This window comes from Pseudomonas sp. GW823-FHT06B06 (genome assembly GCF_058795195.1).
Genome location: NZ_JBXAHO010000008.1, coordinates 205982 through 222567 on the forward strand (window position 1 = coordinate 205982; position 16586 = coordinate 222567).

A 16586-nucleotide genomic window follows, 5' to 3' on the forward strand; every position below is an offset into this window, starting at 1 on the left:
ATTCAACATTTATGTCGACTGATACACCGCTTTCGCGAGCAGGCTCGCTCCCACATGGGGCATGTGTGGATTACTGTTTTTCCAGCAGCCACTTGCGATTGCCCGGTGTGTACTGGGGCATTTCGTCTGCCTGGGCGGTATTCACCGCCTGGAAGATTTCCAGTTCCTTGCCTTTGCGTGCAAAGATCCAGGGGTTTCCTTGTCCGTTGAGTTGCAACCACATGTTGTCGTTGCCACCGCTCATCGATGCACAATCACCCGCCAGGCACAGCGCATAGCGATCGGCTTCCGGCAAGCCGATGACCTGGCCGTCGGCCTGGAACTGCACGCTATTGCCTTCGCCGGGGCCGCTGACGACCTTCCAGCTACCGCCCATGTACGCCGTGTACAGCGCGCGTTCGAAACTGGCACCCATCGGTGCGCCATCCGGAACCGGAATCAATGCGCGGTCGAAGACCTGCTCGGGTTCGTTGTCGCTGGCGGCCTGGCTCAGTTGCTTGCCGTCACGCTTGAGCTCGCTGGCAGAGCTGCCATAAAAGTCGACTTTCCAGGCGCCGGACTGTTCGCCCAGCAACTTGCCTTCGACATTTTCAAAACCATTGGTGTAGCGGGCCTGACTGGCTTTGGTGTTGACGTCCCACTCCAGGTTCGGACCATAGGCCTGGAGGGCTTCACGCAGGGGGCCGCCTTTGGCTGCAGCATCGATCGCCGCCTGGTTGATCCAGGTGCCGCTGATATCACGGTCGGCAGGGTTGCTGGCACAACCGCCCAAAAACAGGGCGAGCAGCGAGAGAACAAGCGCTTTGCGCATGGTGGAATCCTTTCAGGCTTTCTTTACTGCAGAGCGGTCGGCGCAGCCATTGGCTGCGCCAGACGCGTTACTCGATGACCAGGATGGCATCCATTTCAACCTGCGAACCCTTTGGCAGGGCCGCAACGCCAATGGCGGCGCGTGCTGGGTAAGGCTGGTCGAAGTATTTGCCCATGATCTCGTTGACCTTGGCGAAATGGCTCAGGTCGGTGAGGAAGATGTTCAATTTGACGATGTCCTTGAACGAACCACCGGCGGCTTCGGCCACGGCCTTGAGGTTCTCGAACACCTGGACGGTCTGTGCTTCGAAGCCTTCGACCAGTTCCATGGTTTTTGGGTCCAGAGGGATCTGGCCCGACATGTAGACGGTGTTGCCAGCCTTGATCGCCTGGGAGTAAGTACCGATGGCGGCCGGGGCCTTGTCGCTGGTGATAACAGTCTTGGTCATGAATGACTCCTTGTAATGGATGGGTGGCTACGCGCGCATGCGGGTGATGCGGATCACCCCGGTCAGGGCGCGCAGTTTCTTGATCACACGGGCCAGGTGCACACGGTCGTGCACGCTGACCACCAGTTGGACCACGCTGATGCGACCATCGCGTTCATCCATGCTGATTTTTTCGATGTTGCCGTCGGCCGCGTTGACGCTGCTGGCCAGCAGGGCGATCAGGCCGCGCTGGTGTTCCAGCTCAACGCGCAGTTCGACGTTGAATTCGCCGGTGACATCCTTGGCCCACGAGAGCTGGATGCATTTTTCCGGGTTGTGGCGGATTTCGCTGATGTTGCGGCAGTTGTCCAGGTGCACGACCATGCCCTTGCCCGCGGACAAATGACCGACAATCGGGTCGCCCGGGATCGGTGTGCAGCACTTGGCGTAGCTGAGGACCAGGCCTTCGGTGCCGCGGATCGCCAACGGGCCTTCGGGGCTGGGTAACTGCTCGCCTTCGCCAAGCAGGCGTCGGGCGACGACGTAGGCCATGCGATTGCCCAGGCCGATGTCTTCAAGCAAGTCTTCGATCAGTTCGAGGCGGTACTCGGCAAGCATCGCTTTCACGCGCTCGGCCGGGATTTTTTCCAGCGAGCTGTCGAAGCCGTTGAGCACCTTGTTCAGCAAGCGTTCGCCCAGGCTGATGGACTCGGAACGGCGCTGCAGTTTCAGCGCATGGCGAATATGGGTGCGTGCTTTGCCGGTAACCACGAAATTGAGCCACGCCGGGTTCGGCCGTGCGCCGGGAGCACTGACGATCTCGACCGTGGAACCGCTTTGCAACGGTTCGGACAGCGGCGCGAGGCGACGGTTGATCCGGCAGGCAATGCAGCTGTTGCCGACGTCGGTGTGCACCGCGTAGGCGAAGTCGACCGCCGTGGAGCCCTTGGGCAGCTCCATGATCCGGCCCTTTGGCGTGAACACGTAGACCTCGTCCGGGAACAGGTCGATCTTCACGCTTTCGATGAATTCCAGCGAGTTGCCGGCCCGTTGCTGCATTTCCAGTACGCCCTTGACCCACTGGCGCGCGCGCGCATGCGTGCCTTTTGGCTGCTCGTCGCCGCTGGATTTGTACAGCCAATGGGCGGCGATGCCGTTGTTGGCCATCTCTTCCATTTCGCGGGTGCGGATCTGGATCTCGATCGGAACACCGTGCATGCCGAACAGCGTGGTGTGCAGCGACTGATAGCCGTTGGCCTTGGGGATCGCGATGTAATCCTTGAAGCGCCCCGGCAACGGTTTGTACAAATTATGAACAGCACCCAGCACGCGGTAGCAGGTATCGACCTTGTCGACGATGATCCGGAATGCATATACATCCATGATCTCGTTGAAGGCCCGACGCTTGCCGCGCATCTTCTTGTAGATGCCGTAGAGGTGTTTCTGGCGCCCGCTGACCTCGCCCTGGATGCCATCGATGGCCAGGCAATGGCTGAGGGATTCTTCGATCTTGTTGACGATTTCCTTGCGGTTGCCCCGGGCGCGCTTGACCGCCTGGTAGATTCGCGCGGAACGCATCGGGTGCATGGCCTTGAAGCCGAGGTCTTCGAATTCTATGCGGATGGCGTGCATGCCCAGCCGGTTGGCGATGGGTGCATAGATTTCCAGGGTTTCCTTGGCGATGCGCCGGCGCTTTTCGCCGGACAGCACTTCCAGCGTGCGCATGTTGTGCAGGCGGTCGGCCAGCTTGACCAGGATCACGCGAATGTCGCGCGCCATGGCCATGGCCATTTTCTGGAAGTTTTCAGCCTGGGCTTCGGCCTTGGTCTCGAAGTTCATCTGGGTCAGTTTGCTGACCCCGTCGACCAGTTCGGCCACGGTTTCGCCAAATTGCGCTTGCAGCGCTTCCTTGGCAATGCCGGTGTCTTCGATCACGTCATGCAGCATGGCCGCCATCAGGCTCTGATGGTCCATGTGCATGTCCGCAAGAATATTCGCCACCGCAAGTGGGTGCGTGACGTACGCCTCACCGCTACGGCGGCGTTGGCCGTCGTGGGCTTGTTCGGCGTAGAAATACGCTCGGCGGACCAGGTTGACCTGGTCTTTGCCGAGGTAGGTCGATAAGCGATCGGCGAGGGCGTCTATGCTCGGCATGATGACTCCTGCCGCAAGCTGTGTTCCCGCGCCGTGCTACGTCGACCAGGCATAGGCTTAGACGGCCTCGTTGGACTCGTCCTCGAATGCAGCGAAAAGCGGTTCATCTTCAACGATTTCGGCTTCGGCGATAGCTGCGTAGTCGATCAGGCCTTCAGCGATTTCACGCAGGGCGACGACGGTAGGCTTGTCGTTTTCCCATGCTACTTTCGGCTCTTTGCCGCCGGTGGCCAGTTGACGGGCACGCTTGGTAGAGAGCATGACCAGCTCAAAGCGGTTATCCACGTGTTCTAGGCAGTCTTCAACGGTTACGCGGGCCATGGTCTTCCTCGTAGCAAATGCAATATGCGCGCTGCCCGGATGGGCGAGCGGACTCAACAGTTTAAAAAATCACCAGCGTTTAGGGAAGCGCTGATTTTTTGACCAAGCTCTTCAACGCGCTGCAAGTGCCAATGTAAAGCCCTTGCAGCTGTTTTGGGAAGAGCTCTTTAGCCGAGTAATTCAGCCAGTAATTTGCCAAAACGTTGCTGCTGGCGTTTTTGTTGCAACTGATTGGCGCGGAAAATCGCCTTCAGGTCGTCCAGTGCGTGGGCGAAATCGTCGTTGATGATCAGGTAGTCGTAGTCGACGTAGTGGCTCATTTCGCTGACGGCTTCGCGCATGCGACCTTCGATGATCTCGTTGCTGTCCTGGCCGCGGTTGTCCAGGCGCTGGCGCAGGGCCTCCTGGCTCGGCGGCAGGATGAAGATCGAGCGCGCCTGGGGCATCAGCTTGCGCACCTGCTCGGCGCCTTGCCAGTCGATTTCCAGGATCAGGTCATGGCCTTCGTCCAGCGTCTGCTGCAGATGGCTCTGCGAGGTGCCGTAGAGATTGCCGAACACCTCGGCGCGCTCAAGGAAATCGCCGTGCTCGATCATCTTCACGAACTGTTCGCGCGAGACGAAGTTGTAGTTCACGCCATCCACTTCGCCCGGGCGCATCGCGCGGGTGGTGTGGGAAACGGAAACCTGGATCTGCGGCTGGGCGTCGATCAAGGCCTTGACCAGGCTGGTCTTGCCGGCGCCCGAAGGCGCGGAAATGATGTAGAGGGTGCCGGTGCTATGGGTCATGGGGTTTGCCTTACTCAATATTCTGCACTTGTTCGCGCATCTGCTCGATCAACACCTTGAGGTTGACCGCAGCCTGGGTGCTGCGCGGGTCGAAGGCTTTGGAGCCCAGTGTGTTGGCTTCGCGGTTGAGTTCCTGCATCAGGAAGTCCAGGCGCCGACCGGCGGCGCCGCCGGACTTGAGCACCCGGCGAACTTCGATGATGTGAGTGCTCAGGCGATCCAGTTCTTCGGCGACGTCGCTTTTTTGCGCGAGCATGACCATTTCCTGCTCCAGGCGCTGCGGGTCCATCTCGGCCTTCATGTCGGCAAAGCGGTCGAGCACTTTCTGGCGCTGGGTGGCGAGCATCTGCGGAACCAGTTCGCGCAGGGTCACCACGTCTTCTTCAATGGACGTCAGGCGATCGTTGATCAGCCGTGCCAGCTCCGCGCCTTCGCGCTCGCGGCCGGCCTTGAGCTCTTTGAGGCCCTGGTTGAACAGTGCCAGTGCCTCGGCGTTCAGCGCTTGCGGGTCGGTCGCGTCGCCCACCAATACGCCGGGCCAGGCCAGCACTTCGAGTGGGTTGAGCGCAGCCGGGTTCTTGATCAGGCTGGCAATGGTCTCGGCGGCCGCAACCAGTTGTGCTGCGCGTGCCTGGTCCACCTGCAGTGGTTTACCGGTATTTTCTTCGGTGAAGCGCAGGGTGCATTCGAGCTTGCCTCGGGAGACAGCCTGGCGCAGCGCTTCGCGTACGGCGCCTTCGAGGTCGCGGAAGGACTCCGGCAGGCGCAAGTGGGGTTCCAGGTAGCGGCTGTTGACCGAACGCAGCTCCCAGCTCAGGGTACCCTGGCCCCCGGCTTTCTCGACGCGGGCGAAGGCGGTCATGCTGTGCACCATGGAGGTACCTCGCAATGCAGATCGGCGCGCAACTGACGTTCCGGCAATCCGATATGAATGAATTTAAGCCGACTGGCAGCAAAGGCGCAGGATTGTAGCGCAGTGGCGTGGATGCGCCCAAACACACGGTGTGACAAAGGCCTGCAGGTCGTCGGCAGCGGGCTGTGCAGAGCCTTCGCTCGTCCGAGGATTTTTTTAGAAGTGCCCAGTCGTGTCTGGCGGCTCTATAATGCTCCGCAGTTTTCCGTCCCCGTACAGGTATCCCTTATGAAACGTCCAAGTGGTCGCGCTGCCGATCAGCTCCGCTCGATCCGCATTACCCGCAACTACACCAAACACGCCGAGGGATCCGTACTGGTCGAGTTCGGTGATACCAAGGTCATCTGCACCGTCAGCGTCGAAAACGGCGTGCCGCGGTTCCTCAAGGGCCAGGGCCAGGGCTGGTTGACGGCCGAGTACGGCATGTTGCCGCGCGCCACCGGCGAGCGTAACCAGCGTGAAGCCAGCCGCGGCAAGCAAGGCGGCCGTACCCTGGAGATCCAGCGCCTGATCGGCCGTTCCCTGCGCGCTGCGCTGGACATGTCCAAGCTGGGTGACATCACCCTGTACGTTGACTGCGATGTGATCCAGGCTGACGGTGGCACGCGCACCGCCTCCATCACCGGCGCCATGGTTGCCCTGGTCGATGCCTTGAAAGTGATCAAGAAGCGTGGCGGCCTGAAAGGCGGCGACCCACTCAAGCAAATGATCGGCGCCGTGTCGGTGGGCATGTATCAAGGCGAACCTGTGCTCGACCTCGACTACCTGGAAGATTCGGCGGCCGAGACCGACCTGAACGTGGTGATGACCAGCACTGGCGGCTTCATCGAAGTCCAGGGCACTGCCGAAGGCGCGCCGTTCCAGCCTGAAGAGCTGAACGCCATGCTGGAACTGGCGAAAAAAGGCATGAACGAAATCTTTGATCTGCAAAAGGCTGCACTGGCCGACTGATCTGGATACCTGTAGGCAAGGAGGGCGCCATGAGTGAAGAGCAACAGCTACTTCCCACCCCGAGCAAAGAGGTTCGGCAGTGGGCTATGTTTTGTCACTTGTCCGCCTTGCTGGGGATCTGGATTCCATTCGGTACGCTGATCGGCCCGCTGGTTCTGTGGCAGATGAAGCGCGAGATGGACCCGTTCATCGACGCGCAGGGCAAGGAGGCGCTGAACTTTCAGATCACGGTCGCCATTGCTTCCGCCATTTGCTTGCTGCTGATGCTGGTGATTATCGGGTTTTTCCTGTTCGGCCTGGTGGCGATTGGGGCGCTGGTCTTGACCATCATCGGTGGTGTGAAAGCCAATGAAGGGGTGCCATATCGGTATCCGTTCACCTGGCGGTTGATCAAATAACGATCAGCGAAGATCTTTTTGTGGGAGCGAGCCTGCTCGCGAAAGCATTGTGCCAGGCGACATTTGTATTAACTGACACTCCGCCTTCGCGAGCAGGCTCGCTCCGACAGAAAACTAATCACCCATAAAAAAGCCGACATCGCTGTCGGCTTTTTTGCATCTGACACTTAGATGGTCAGCGTCCAGTCGTAGTCCACGATCAGTGGCGCATGTTGCGAGAACCGTGGCTGACGTGGCAGGCGCGCGCTGCGTACGAAGCGGCGCAGGCCCGGGGTCAGGATCTGGTAATCGAAGCGCCAGCCGAGGTTGAGCATTTCGGCCTGTTCGTTATCCGGCCACCAGCTGTACTGGTCGCCTTCACGGCTGACTTCGCGCAGGGCATCGACGTAACCCATGTTGCCGACAATCTCGTCCATCCAGGCGCGTTCAGGCGCCAGGAAACCCGGGGATTGCTGGCTGTCACGCCAGTTCTTGATGTCCAGTTTCTGTTGCGCCACATACAGCGAACCACAATAAATGTACTCGCGGCGTTTGCGCCGCTGCTTGTCCAGGTACTTGGCGAAGTCGTCCATGAGCTTGAACTTCTGGTTCAAGTCCTCATCGCCGTTCATCCCGGAAGGAAGCAGCAGGGTTGCAATACTAACTTTGTCGAAATCTGCTTGCAGGTAGCGCCCGTAGCGGTCTGCCGTCTCGAAACCGAGACCGCTGATGACAGCCTTCGGTTGCAACCGCGAGTACAAAGCCACGCCGCCTTGGGCGGGAACTTCGGCGTCGCAGGCATAAAGGAAGTATCCATCCAGTTGGAAGGCTGGATCGTCCAGTTCAAAGGCGGAGGCACGGGTGTCCTGCAGGCAGATGACGTCGGCATTCTGTGCCTGCAGCCAACTGAGCAAACCTCGCTCGACTGCAGCCTGAATACCATTGACGTTCACACTGATGATCCGCATAAATGGCCCCAAAAATCGCGTGCGTGTATGATACACGGCGTCAACCTAATTAGCTAAATCCGTGGTATTTGGGGTTTTTTTCATGCAAGCGTATCAGCGCGATTTCATTCGTTTTGCCATCGATCGCGGCGTTTTGCGCTTCGGTGAGTTCACCCTGAAGTCCGGGCGCACCAGTCCTTACTTCTTCAATGCGGGCCTGTTCAACTCGGGTTCGGCCTTGGCGCAGCTGGGTCGTTTCTACGCTGCAGCCATTGCCGAAAGCGGTATTGGCTTCGATGTTCTGTTCGGTCCGGCCTACAAAGGGATCCCTTTGGCGGCGACCACTGCAGTGGCATTGGCCGAACATCACGGTCGTGACCTGCCATGGTGCTTCAATCGCAAGGAAGCCAAGGCTCACGGTGAAGGCGGTAGCCTGGTCGGCGCGCCGCTGACCGGCAATGTGCTGATCATCGACGACGTGATTACCGCTGGCACCGCGATCCGTGAAGTGATGCAGATCATCGCCTCCCAGGACGGCGCCAAGGCGGCCGGCGTGCTGATCGCCCTGAACCGTCAGGAGCGTGGCAACGGTGAGTTGTCAGCGATCCAGGAAGTGGAGCGTGATTTCGGTATTCCCGTGATCAGCATCGTTTCGCTGAACCAGGTGCTGGAATTCCTCGCCGACGATCCGCAGCTCAAGCAGCATTTGCCAGCCGTTGAAGCCTATCGCGCGCAATTCGGCGTTTAACACGATCCCTGTAGGAGCTGCCGCAGGCTGCGATCTTTTGATCCTGTTTTTTACAAGCCAAGTCAAAAGATCGCAGCCTGCGGCAGCTCCTACAGGGATATTCAGGTTTCATAGGGATCGTGGGCAAAAAAAGACCCCGTTCAGCCAGGCTGAGCGGGGGCTTTTTTGTGCGCTATCGCTTACGGACGCTTGCGATTGCTGATCAGGGTGCCCACACCGGTATCGGTGAAGATCTCCAGCAGAATCGCATTCGGTACCCGACCGTCAATGATCAGCGAGCTGCCCACGCCACCCTGGACCGCTTCCAGAGCACAACGGATCTTGGGCAGCATGCCGCCATAGATGGTGCCGTCGGCGATCAGGTCGTCGACTTGCTGGGTGGTCAAGCCGGTCAGGACCGTTCCCGCCTTGTCCATCAGGCCGGCGATGTTGGTCAGCAGCATCAGCTTCTCGGCTTTCAGCGCTTCGGCGACTTTGCCGGCCACCAGGTCAGCATTGATGTTGTACGACTCGCCGTTTTCGCCGACGCCGATTGGCGCGATCACCGGGATGAAGTTGCCTTTGACCAGCAGGTTCAGCAGCTCGGTGTTGATCCCGACCACTTCGCCCACCTGGCCGATGTCGATGATCTCCGGTTGGGTCATCTCCGGGGTCTGGCGGGTGACGGTCAGTTTCTTCGCACGAATCAGCCCGGCGTCTTTGCCGGTCAGGCCAATGGCGCTGCCGCCATGACGGTTGATCAGGTTGACGATGTCCTTGTTGACCTGGCCACCGAGGACCATCTCGACCACGTCCATGGTAGCGGCATCGGTAACGCGCATGCCGTCGACGAAGTGGCTCTCGATCGACAGGCGCTTGAGCAGATCGCCGATTTGCGGGCCGCCGCCGTGAACCACGACCGGGTTGATGCCCACGGCCTTCATCAACACGATGTCGCGGGCGAAGCCGGTTTTCAGCTCCTCGCTTTCCATCGCGTTGCCGCCGTATTTGATCACCAGTGTCTTGCCGACATAGCGGCGAATGTAAGGCAGCGCTTCGGACAGGACCTTGGCGGTGTTGGCGGCGGCTTCGCGTTCGAGGGTCATTCAGGGCTCCGGGTGAATCAGAACGGTAGTTGGAGATCAGGTGCAACACGCTTCAACTGGACGTGGAAAACGTCCTTGATGCGCGAAAGTTCTGCCTCGTCATCGGCCTCGAAACGCAGGACCAGCACCGGTGTGGTGTTGGAAGCGCGAACCAGGCCCCAGCCTTTGGCATAGTCGACTCGCACGCCGTCAATGGTGGTCAGGTCGGCGCCTTCGCCCCACTTCGCGTCGTGCAATGCATCAATGATGCTGAATTTGCTCTCTTCGGTCACATGGATATTGATTTCCGGCGTAGAAATATCGTTCGGGAAGGTCGCGAACAACTCTTCGGCCGTGGATTTCTCCTTGCTCAGGATCTCCAGCAACCGCGCGGCGCTGTAAATACCGTCGTCGAAACCGAACCAGCGCTCCTTGAAGAAGATGTGCCCGCTCATTTCGCCGGCCAGCAGGGCGCCGGATTGTTTCATTTTTTTCTTGATCAACGAATGACCGGTTTTCCACATGAGCGGACGACCACCGTATTCCTTGATCAGCGGGATCAAGCGGCGAGTGCATTTAACGTCGAAGATAATTTCGGCGTTCGGATTGCGCGCCACCACGTCACGGGCGAACAGCATCAACAGGCGGTCCGGAAAAACGATGCTGCCAGTGTTGGTCACCACGCCGACGCGGTCGCCGTCGCCGTCGAAAGCCAGGCCGATATCCGCATTGGTTTCCTTGACCTTGGCGATCAGGTCGACGAGGTTTTCAGGCTTGCCCGGGTCCGGGTGATGGTTAGGGAAGTTGCCATCGACCTCGCAGAACAGCGGGATGACTTCGCAGTTCAGCGCCTCGATCAATTGCGGGGCGATCACGCCGGCTGCACCGTTGCCGCAGTCCACCACGACTTTCAGGCGACGGGCCAGTTTGATGTCCTGGACGATTTCGGTGTTGTAGCGATCAAGGATCTCGACCCGGGTGATGCTGCCCTTGCCGCTGGTCAGGTTGTTGGTCTTGAGGCGGTCATGCAGGGCCTGGATCTGTTCGTTGGCCAGGGTATCCCCGGCAATGACGATCTTGAAGCCGTTGTAGTTCGCTGGGTTGTGGCTGCCAGTGAGCATCACCCCGGATTTGCCGGCCAGCACGTTGGCGGCGTAGTACAGCGCGGGCGTTGGCACCAGGCCGACGTCGCTGACGTGGCAACCGCTGTCGGCCAGGCCTTGAATCAGCTGTTCAACCAGCTCGGGGCCGGACAGGCGACCGTCACGGCCAACGGATACATTCGGTTCATCCTGGGCCAGGCTCTGTGCGCCGATGGCGCGACCGAGCCAGTAAGCCGTTTCGGCGTTGAGAAATTCCGGGACGGTGCCGCGTATGTCATAGGCACGGAAAATACTGTCGGGGAACTTGGGGGCAACGCGCACTGGGGTGCTCATCTGGGGAAATGCTCCATATTGAAAGTGGCTGGACCTGCCTGCGAACGACTCGACGGCAGGTTCAAACTGAAAGGTATGACGGCGTTTTTCGCCCAGAGTTCGTGGTGCGAAAAGGCCATGCCAGCGACGCGAGCGGCTTTGGGCCGTTCAATCCATTGATTTCAGAGGTATAGCGAACGTATCAGTGACTGCCGGAATGACCGAAACCGCCGGTACCACGCTGGGTTTCGACAAACTCTTCAACCATCTCGAAATGCGCCTGCACCACCGGCACCAGCACCAGCTGCGCCAGGCGTTCGCCGACGGCCATGGTGAAGTCGGTCTGGCCACGGTTCCAGCAGGAGACCATCAGCGGTCCCTGGTAGTCGGAGTCAATCAGTCCGACCAGGTTGCCCAGGACGATACCGTGTTTATGGCCCAGGCCGGAGCGCGGCAGGATCAGCGCCGCCAGGTTCGGGTCGCCGATGTAGATCGACAGGCCAGTGGGGATCAGTACCGTTTCACCCGGCTTGATCACGATGTCCTGCTCCAGCATGGCGCGCAGGTCGAGGCCGGCGGAACCTGGCGTGGCGTACTGTGGCAGCGGAAATTCGGTACCGATGCGGGGGTCGAGGATCTTGGCTTGCAAAGCGTGCATGTAAATTAAACCTGGTTCAGACGTTCGGCGATAAAAGTGATCAGCTGGCGAGCAATCTTGCTCTTGCTGGTCTGGGCGAAGAGTGTGGCGTGAAGTTCACGGTCGATTACGCTGCAGGCGTTTTCTTCGCTGTTGAAGCCAATGCTCGGGTTGGCGACGTCGTTGGCGACGATCAAATCGAGGTTCTTGTCTTTCAGCTTGCGGGCAGCGTAGTCGAGCAGGTGTTCGGTTTCGGCGGCGAAACCGACGCTGAACGGACGGTCGGGGCGTGTAGCGATGCTGGCCAGGATGTCCGGGTTGCGCACCATTTGTAGCAACAAGCCGTCGCCGTTCGTAGGATCTTTCTTGAGTTTCTGTGGTGCAACGACTTCTGGGCGGTAGTCCGCGACCGCTGCCGAGGCGATAAACAGGTCGCAAGGAATCGCCGCTTCGCACGCGGCGAGCATGTCGCGGGCGCTGACTACGTCGATGCGCGTAACACGGTCCGGGGTCGGCAGATGCACCGGGCCCGTGATCAGGGTTACGCGGGCGCCGGCTTCAACCGCCGCTTCCGCCAGGGCAAAGCCCATTTTTCCGGAGCTGTGGTTGGTGATGTAGCGCACCGGGTCGATGTTTTCCTGGGTAGGGCCGGCGGTGATTAGCACGTGCTTGCCGGTCAATGCCTGGCGCTGGAAGCAGTCTGCCGCGCATTGAGCCAGCTCCGTCGCTTCGAGCATGCGCCCAAGGCCGACGTCGCCGCAGGCCTGGCTGCCCGAAGCTGGACCGAAGGCCTTGATGCCACGGTTTTCGAGGGTTTGCAGGTTGGCCTGGGTGGCCGGATCGCGCCACATGGCCTGGTTCATCGCCGGAGCGATGGCAACCACTGCGTCGGTGGCCAGCACCAGCGTAGTCAGCAGGTCATCGGCAATGCCCTGGGCCAGGCGCGCGATCAAATCCGCGGTGGCGGGGGCGATCAGCACCAGATCGGCCCATTTGGCCAGCTCAATGTGGCCCATCGCCGCTTCGGCCGCCGGGTCCAGCAGGTCCAGGTGCACTGGATGCCCGGACAGGGCCTGCATGGTCAGCGGAGTAATGAATTCAGCGCCGCCACGGGTCATGACCACGCGCACTTCCGCGCCCTGATCGATCAGGCGGCGAACCAGGTCGGCGCTCTTGTAGGCAGCGATACCGCCGCCGACGCCCAGAACAATGCGTTTCCGATACAGCCGCTGCATAGGCCTGCCTTTCATTTTCGTTGATGACTGCGTTGCGATACCCCCTCCCCAGGAGTGAAATCGCCCGCAAAAAAGATGGGCTACGATATCACAGCGACCGCTACGGAACAGCGGCGCCCACAGACAGGGAGGTGCTATGAGTATTCGCGATTGGCCGGCGTCGGAACGGCCGCGGGAGAGGTTGCTTGAACAGGGCTCGGGAAGTCTTTCGGACGCCGAGTTGCTGGCGATATTTTTACGAACTGGCGTGGTGGGTAAAAGTGCCGTCGATCTGGCGCGACACCTGTTGAATCAGTTTGGCAGCCTGCGTTTGCTGTTGGAGGCCGACCAGGAAACGTTCAGCAAGCAGTTGGGGCTCGGTCCGGCGAAATTCGCGCAGTTGCAGGCTGCTCAGGAAATGAGCAGGCGTCACTTGGCTGAGCGTGTGCGCGAAAAATCGGCACTGGAAAATCCGCAGGCGGTGCGTGAATACCTCAAGTCGATGCTGCGTCATGAGCCCCACGAGGTATTTGGCTGCCTGTTTCTCGACTCCAGGCATCAGGTCCTGGCGTTTGAGGTGCTGTTTCGCGGCTCGATAGACAACACCAGCGTTCACCCGCGGCAAGTGGTCAAGCGTGCATTGGCTCACAATGCGGCGGCACTGATCCTTCGCGGTTATGGTGTCAAGAAAACTGTTGCATTGCGCTGAAAAGGTCGTTTTAGGGCTGCTTGACGGGGTTTTACCGAGTTTTAAGGTTTCATCTTGAGTGTTGCAAATCCTACCCCCTTCAAGGCCAGCTGTGATCACTCATCCTCACAGGCCTCATGTACCTTCGCGCACGTATCGGACCCGCTTGGTCTTCACCAGCTCGGAGGCCACTCGTGCCAATCTAGAAGTTGGGCTTGGATGATTTTGTCAGGATTGCCTCGCCCCTGATGACCCTGCCGACAAGGGGAGCGGCAGCCACTGTGGGATGAGTTAGCCGTAGGGGATATCGCCATTCTGAGCGTTTCAGTCAATCTATTGGGTCGAGTCCATAGTCGAAAGCGCCATCTGCGGAGGGCGCTTTCGACTTGGCAAGTAGGGCCGCTTGCTGACCAAAAAAGCGGTCCGTAAGGGGTTGAGAGCAAGTGTTCGTGACTGACCGCCATCGACCGATTTTGTTGAAAAAGTCGATCCGCCCAAACGGCCTGTTCTGTGACTGGTTAAGGCGCATTACGGAAAAAATGATCCTCAGCGCGGCATTGGGTCTGGAATGGCAAACAATGTGAGGATTGATGTGGCCCCTTCAGGTCAGGGTCAGTCAGTATTTATTCTAGATCCACGACCGTCGATTTACAGAATGAATACTTTAGGTGTAGGCGCTGCGCTTCAGCCTCCTGCGACTGCTTTTGGACTGGCTTACCGATTGCTTGAAGGCCAGCATCGGCTGAAACTGCTTGCTACTGCCGGTGGTGACTTATGTCGAATACGACGTCGGTGCTTATGGTTCCACGTACAGATCGAGGAACGTGAACGATCCAAATGGTGGCGTTTCAATCTCATGACCAGCGGCGAATTCCCGCTTCGGGCTTTTGGTCGCCTGGAAATCCGAACATCGGGCCATAGTAAACGTACAGCTCGTTGGCACTGGTGAGATCAACAACGGCAGACGTTAGTTGATGGAACTACTTGTTGAAATTGATCTGATCAGGCTGGCCGCAAAAATAACACGTTTGAAAGCTTTGACGAGATGCGAGGGTCGGAATTCAAACGCATATTTTTCCAATCGTGTTCCCTTACATACGAAACCTTACGAATAAGTAATCCTCATGCCAGCTTCCTGAAAGGCGTTATTGGTTATTCTCTAGTCAGAAGTTATTGAGAACCAGGAGATAATCATGAAATCATTCAAAGCAATTTTTGCTCTCGCTATTTTGGTCTCGTCGTCATTGGCCATGGCTGAGGGAGGCGGTGACCGCGTTTACGGTCGGATGATGCAGGAGAACCAACGGGCGATGGAACAATACGCATTGAAAAATGGTAAGTCTACCCCTGAAGTTGTTCATTATGAATATGGAATGAACCTCGATATTCAGAAGTTGGTCAGTGTCACGCAAGCCAACAAAACCTGTAGTGTTGCACCTTCGCGCATGACCTATGAAGACTCGGCTGGCAAGCTCAATACGGTGGAGTACAGGGTTATGGGTACCAACTGCCCGCATGGAAGCTAGGTCAATGGAGCCTACCTGCATCAGGTTTTTTTGGCATGGATTTTAAATACGCTTTCTGTTTGCTGACATAGAAGTAATTTTCAGGTCACGTTGGAGTTATCTTTTGTATGAAATTATGTCTGCCGGCACGTAGGGGGAACCACTACGTGCCGGTGGCTTTTTATAACGATAAAAAATTTCATAAAGAAACTCTGCCAAGCTAAAGCCTGGAGTGTTAAATGAACAATAAAAGCTTTTATGGTCTTTCTCTCATTGCCCTTGGCGTGAGCATGGGGCAAGCCGCATTGGCCGTTGAGCAAAAACCTGAGGGGTTCATTGAAGGGAGCAGCTTTAACCTTCTCAATCGTAATCTCTATTTCAATCGTGACTATCGAAAGGGTCAGTCAAGTCCTACAGGCAATGGCTACTCTGAAGAATGGGCTCAAGGGATTATTGGACGTTTTGAGTCGGGCTTTACCCAAGGCACCGTCGGGTTCGGCATTGATGCATTTGCAATGGTAGGACTCAAGCTTGATTCGGGTGATGGGCGCTCGGGGGCTCGAAGCTCAGTGGATGTCATGCCCTACAACAGCAAAGGTCAACCTGAAGACTCTTACTCAAAAGTAGGCGGAGCCGCGAAGGCTCGCTTTATGGATACGGTGGTCAAAGTAGGAGACGTATTTCCATCCACGCCTGTCGTGGCGTATGGCGATTCTCGACTGCTGCCAGAGAGCTTTAGGGGGGCAACGTTCACCAATACCAGCATTAAGGACCTGACCATTCAGGGTGGCCGGCTGCATGCGATGAGCCAACCCAATTCGAGCAGCATGCGTGACGGCTTTTCGACTTTCTATGCCGGTGCTGTTGATGCTCCGTGGATTGCTTACCTAGGCGGGGATTACACCGTTAATGACCATATTGGTGTGAGTCTTTACACCAGCCAATTTAAGGACGTTTGGAATCAGTATTACGCTGGCACTTCCCTTAGTTATCCGGTCTCAGACAACGTCGCGTTGATCGGTGGATTCAATTACTACCGCGCAGTCGACGAGGGTCAAAAACTCCTAGGCAGCTTTGATAACAATATCTGGAGCGGCAAAACCGGGGTCAAATTCGGCGCCCACACGGTGACCGTTGGCTATCAGCGCAGCAACGGCGATGACGACTTCGATTATCTGCGCCAATCGGACTCGATTTTTCTGGATAACTCCATCCAGTACAGCGACTTCAACTCACCGAAAGAGCAATCCTTGCAGTTACGTTATGACTTGGATATGCAACCTTTCGGTATTGCGGGCCTAAGCTTCATGACTCGCTACGCGAAGGGGTGGGACGCTGATTATTCCAACGCGAACAGCGTGTACATGCGTCGCGGAGCAGACGGAGCGCCATTGCAAGACCAAAAGCGTTGGGAGCGAGACATTGAGGCGAAGTACATCATCCAGTCAGGCTCTCTGAAGGACATGTCTCTGCGTGTTCGCCAAGCAACCACGCGTGCTACTGATTTCGAATCTGATTTGGATGAGGTCCGACTGATTGTCGAGTACCCTGCGCATTCCACGCCATCCGGCCACCCAGTCCACCAACATCCGGCCACCCGTTCCACGCTCATCCGGCCAGGCAGTC

At 58.0% G+C, this 16586-nt stretch carries 15 protein-coding genes and 2 pseudogenes; 6 read left to right on the top strand and 11 right to left on the bottom strand.

Translation table 11 applies throughout. The features are described 5' to 3' along the window. Positions 1–70: 70 nt before the first annotated feature. The 6 genes from AC1Q8Q_RS09995 to AC1Q8Q_RS10020 all read right to left on the bottom strand — a co-directional run bounded on the left by AC1Q8Q_RS09995 (position 71) and on the right by AC1Q8Q_RS10020 (position 5375). On the bottom strand, positions 71–811 hold the full coding sequence (locus tag AC1Q8Q_RS09995; protein WP_168756993.1) for a hypothetical protein: 741 nt from the start codon (positions 809–811) through the stop codon (positions 71–73). Between the two features lie 67 nt (positions 812–878). Then, positions 879–1259: a RidA family protein gene (locus tag AC1Q8Q_RS10000; protein ID WP_003229509.1), complete on the bottom strand. Its 381-nt coding sequence runs from the start codon at positions 1257–1259 to the stop codon at positions 879–881. A 27-nt stretch (positions 1260–1286) separates the two neighbouring features. Further along, positions 1287–3392 carry a bifunctional GTP diphosphokinase/guanosine-3',5'-bis pyrophosphate 3'-pyrophosphohydrolase gene (spoT, locus tag AC1Q8Q_RS10005; protein ID WP_008062824.1) on the bottom strand — a complete coding sequence of 702 codons (2106 nt, stop codon included), beginning with the start codon at positions 3390–3392 and terminating at the stop codon, positions 1287–1289. A gap of 57 nt (positions 3393–3449) precedes the next feature. Next, the gene (rpoZ, locus tag AC1Q8Q_RS10010) at positions 3450–3713 is read right to left on the bottom strand and encodes a DNA-directed RNA polymerase subunit omega (RefSeq protein WP_007921129.1); all 264 of its coding nucleotides are present in this window, start codon (positions 3711–3713) and stop codon (positions 3450–3452) included. A 167-nt stretch (positions 3714–3880) separates the two neighbouring features. Continuing rightward, positions 3881–4501, bottom strand: coding sequence for a guanylate kinase (gene gmk, locus AC1Q8Q_RS10015; protein ID WP_020797909.1), 621 nt, complete (start codon positions 4499–4501; stop codon positions 3881–3883). A gap of 10 nt (positions 4502–4511) precedes the next feature. Continuing rightward, a complete protein-coding gene (locus AC1Q8Q_RS10020; protein ID WP_020797908.1) occupies positions 4512–5375 on the bottom strand; it encodes a YicC/YloC family endoribonuclease in 864 nt (287 codons plus the stop codon). Positions 5376–5642: 267 nt separating this feature from the next. Here AC1Q8Q_RS10020 and rph point away from each other — a divergent pair, with 267 nt between their 5' ends. Both rph and AC1Q8Q_RS10030 read left to right on the top strand, forming a co-directional pair. Then, a complete protein-coding gene (rph, locus tag AC1Q8Q_RS10025) occupies positions 5643–6365 on the top strand; it encodes a ribonuclease PH (RefSeq protein WP_020797907.1) in 723 nt (240 codons plus the stop codon). A gap of 29 nt (positions 6366–6394) precedes the next feature. Continuing rightward, positions 6395–6763: a DUF4870 domain-containing protein gene (locus tag AC1Q8Q_RS10030; protein WP_020797906.1), complete on the top strand. Its 369-nt coding sequence runs from the start codon at positions 6395–6397 to the stop codon at positions 6761–6763. Positions 6764–6930: 167 nt separating this feature from the next. On the opposite strand, the gene crc is transcribed toward AC1Q8Q_RS10030, so the two are convergent. Beyond that, positions 6931–7710 (bottom strand): catabolite repression control protein Crc, encoded by a 780-nt coding sequence (gene crc / locus AC1Q8Q_RS10035; protein WP_008062840.1) that lies wholly within the window; start codon positions 7708–7710, stop codon positions 6931–6933. Between the two features lie 82 nt (positions 7711–7792). On the opposite strand from crc, the gene pyrE reads away from it, so the two are divergent. Then, a complete protein-coding gene (gene pyrE / locus AC1Q8Q_RS10040; protein ID WP_020797905.1) occupies positions 7793–8437 on the top strand; it encodes an orotate phosphoribosyltransferase in 645 nt (214 codons plus the stop codon). A gap of 179 nt (positions 8438–8616) precedes the next feature. Here the strand turns inward: pyrE and argB are convergent, their stop codons facing one another. The 4 genes and pseudogenes from argB to coaBC all read right to left on the bottom strand — a co-directional run bounded on the left by argB (position 8617) and on the right by coaBC (position 12788). Further along, positions 8617–9522, bottom strand: coding sequence for an acetylglutamate kinase (argB, locus tag AC1Q8Q_RS10045; RefSeq protein ID WP_020797904.1), 906 nt, complete (start codon positions 9520–9522; stop codon positions 8617–8619). A 17-nt stretch (positions 9523–9539) separates the two neighbouring features. Continuing rightward, positions 9540–10943 (bottom strand): annotated as a pseudogene (locus tag AC1Q8Q_RS10050) (phosphomannomutase/phosphoglucomutase); the annotation flags it as partial. Between the two features lie 175 nt (positions 10944–11118). Next, positions 11119–11574: a dUTP diphosphatase gene (dut, locus tag AC1Q8Q_RS10055; protein WP_008054604.1), complete on the bottom strand. Its 456-nt coding sequence runs from the start codon at positions 11572–11574 to the stop codon at positions 11119–11121. Between the two features lie 5 nt (positions 11575–11579). Beyond that, a complete protein-coding gene (gene coaBC, locus AC1Q8Q_RS10060; protein WP_020797901.1) occupies positions 11580–12788 on the bottom strand; it encodes a bifunctional phosphopantothenoylcysteine decarboxylase/phosphopantothenate--cysteine ligase CoaBC in 1209 nt (402 codons plus the stop codon). Between the two features lie 136 nt (positions 12789–12924). Between coaBC and radC the strand changes: the two are divergent. The 3 genes and pseudogenes from radC to AC1Q8Q_RS10075 all read left to right on the top strand — a co-directional run. Next, a pseudogene (gene radC, locus AC1Q8Q_RS10065) lies at positions 12925–13437 on the top strand (RadC family protein); the annotation flags it as partial. A gap of 1211 nt (positions 13438–14648) precedes the next feature. Continuing rightward, positions 14649–14981, top strand: coding sequence for a DUF2790 domain-containing protein (locus tag AC1Q8Q_RS10070; RefSeq protein WP_492615008.1), 333 nt, complete (start codon positions 14649–14651; stop codon positions 14979–14981). A 218-nt stretch (positions 14982–15199) separates the two neighbouring features. Beyond that, the coding region (locus AC1Q8Q_RS10075) for an OprD family porin (protein WP_492615009.1) at positions 15200–16586 on the top strand (1387 nt) is incomplete at its 3' end.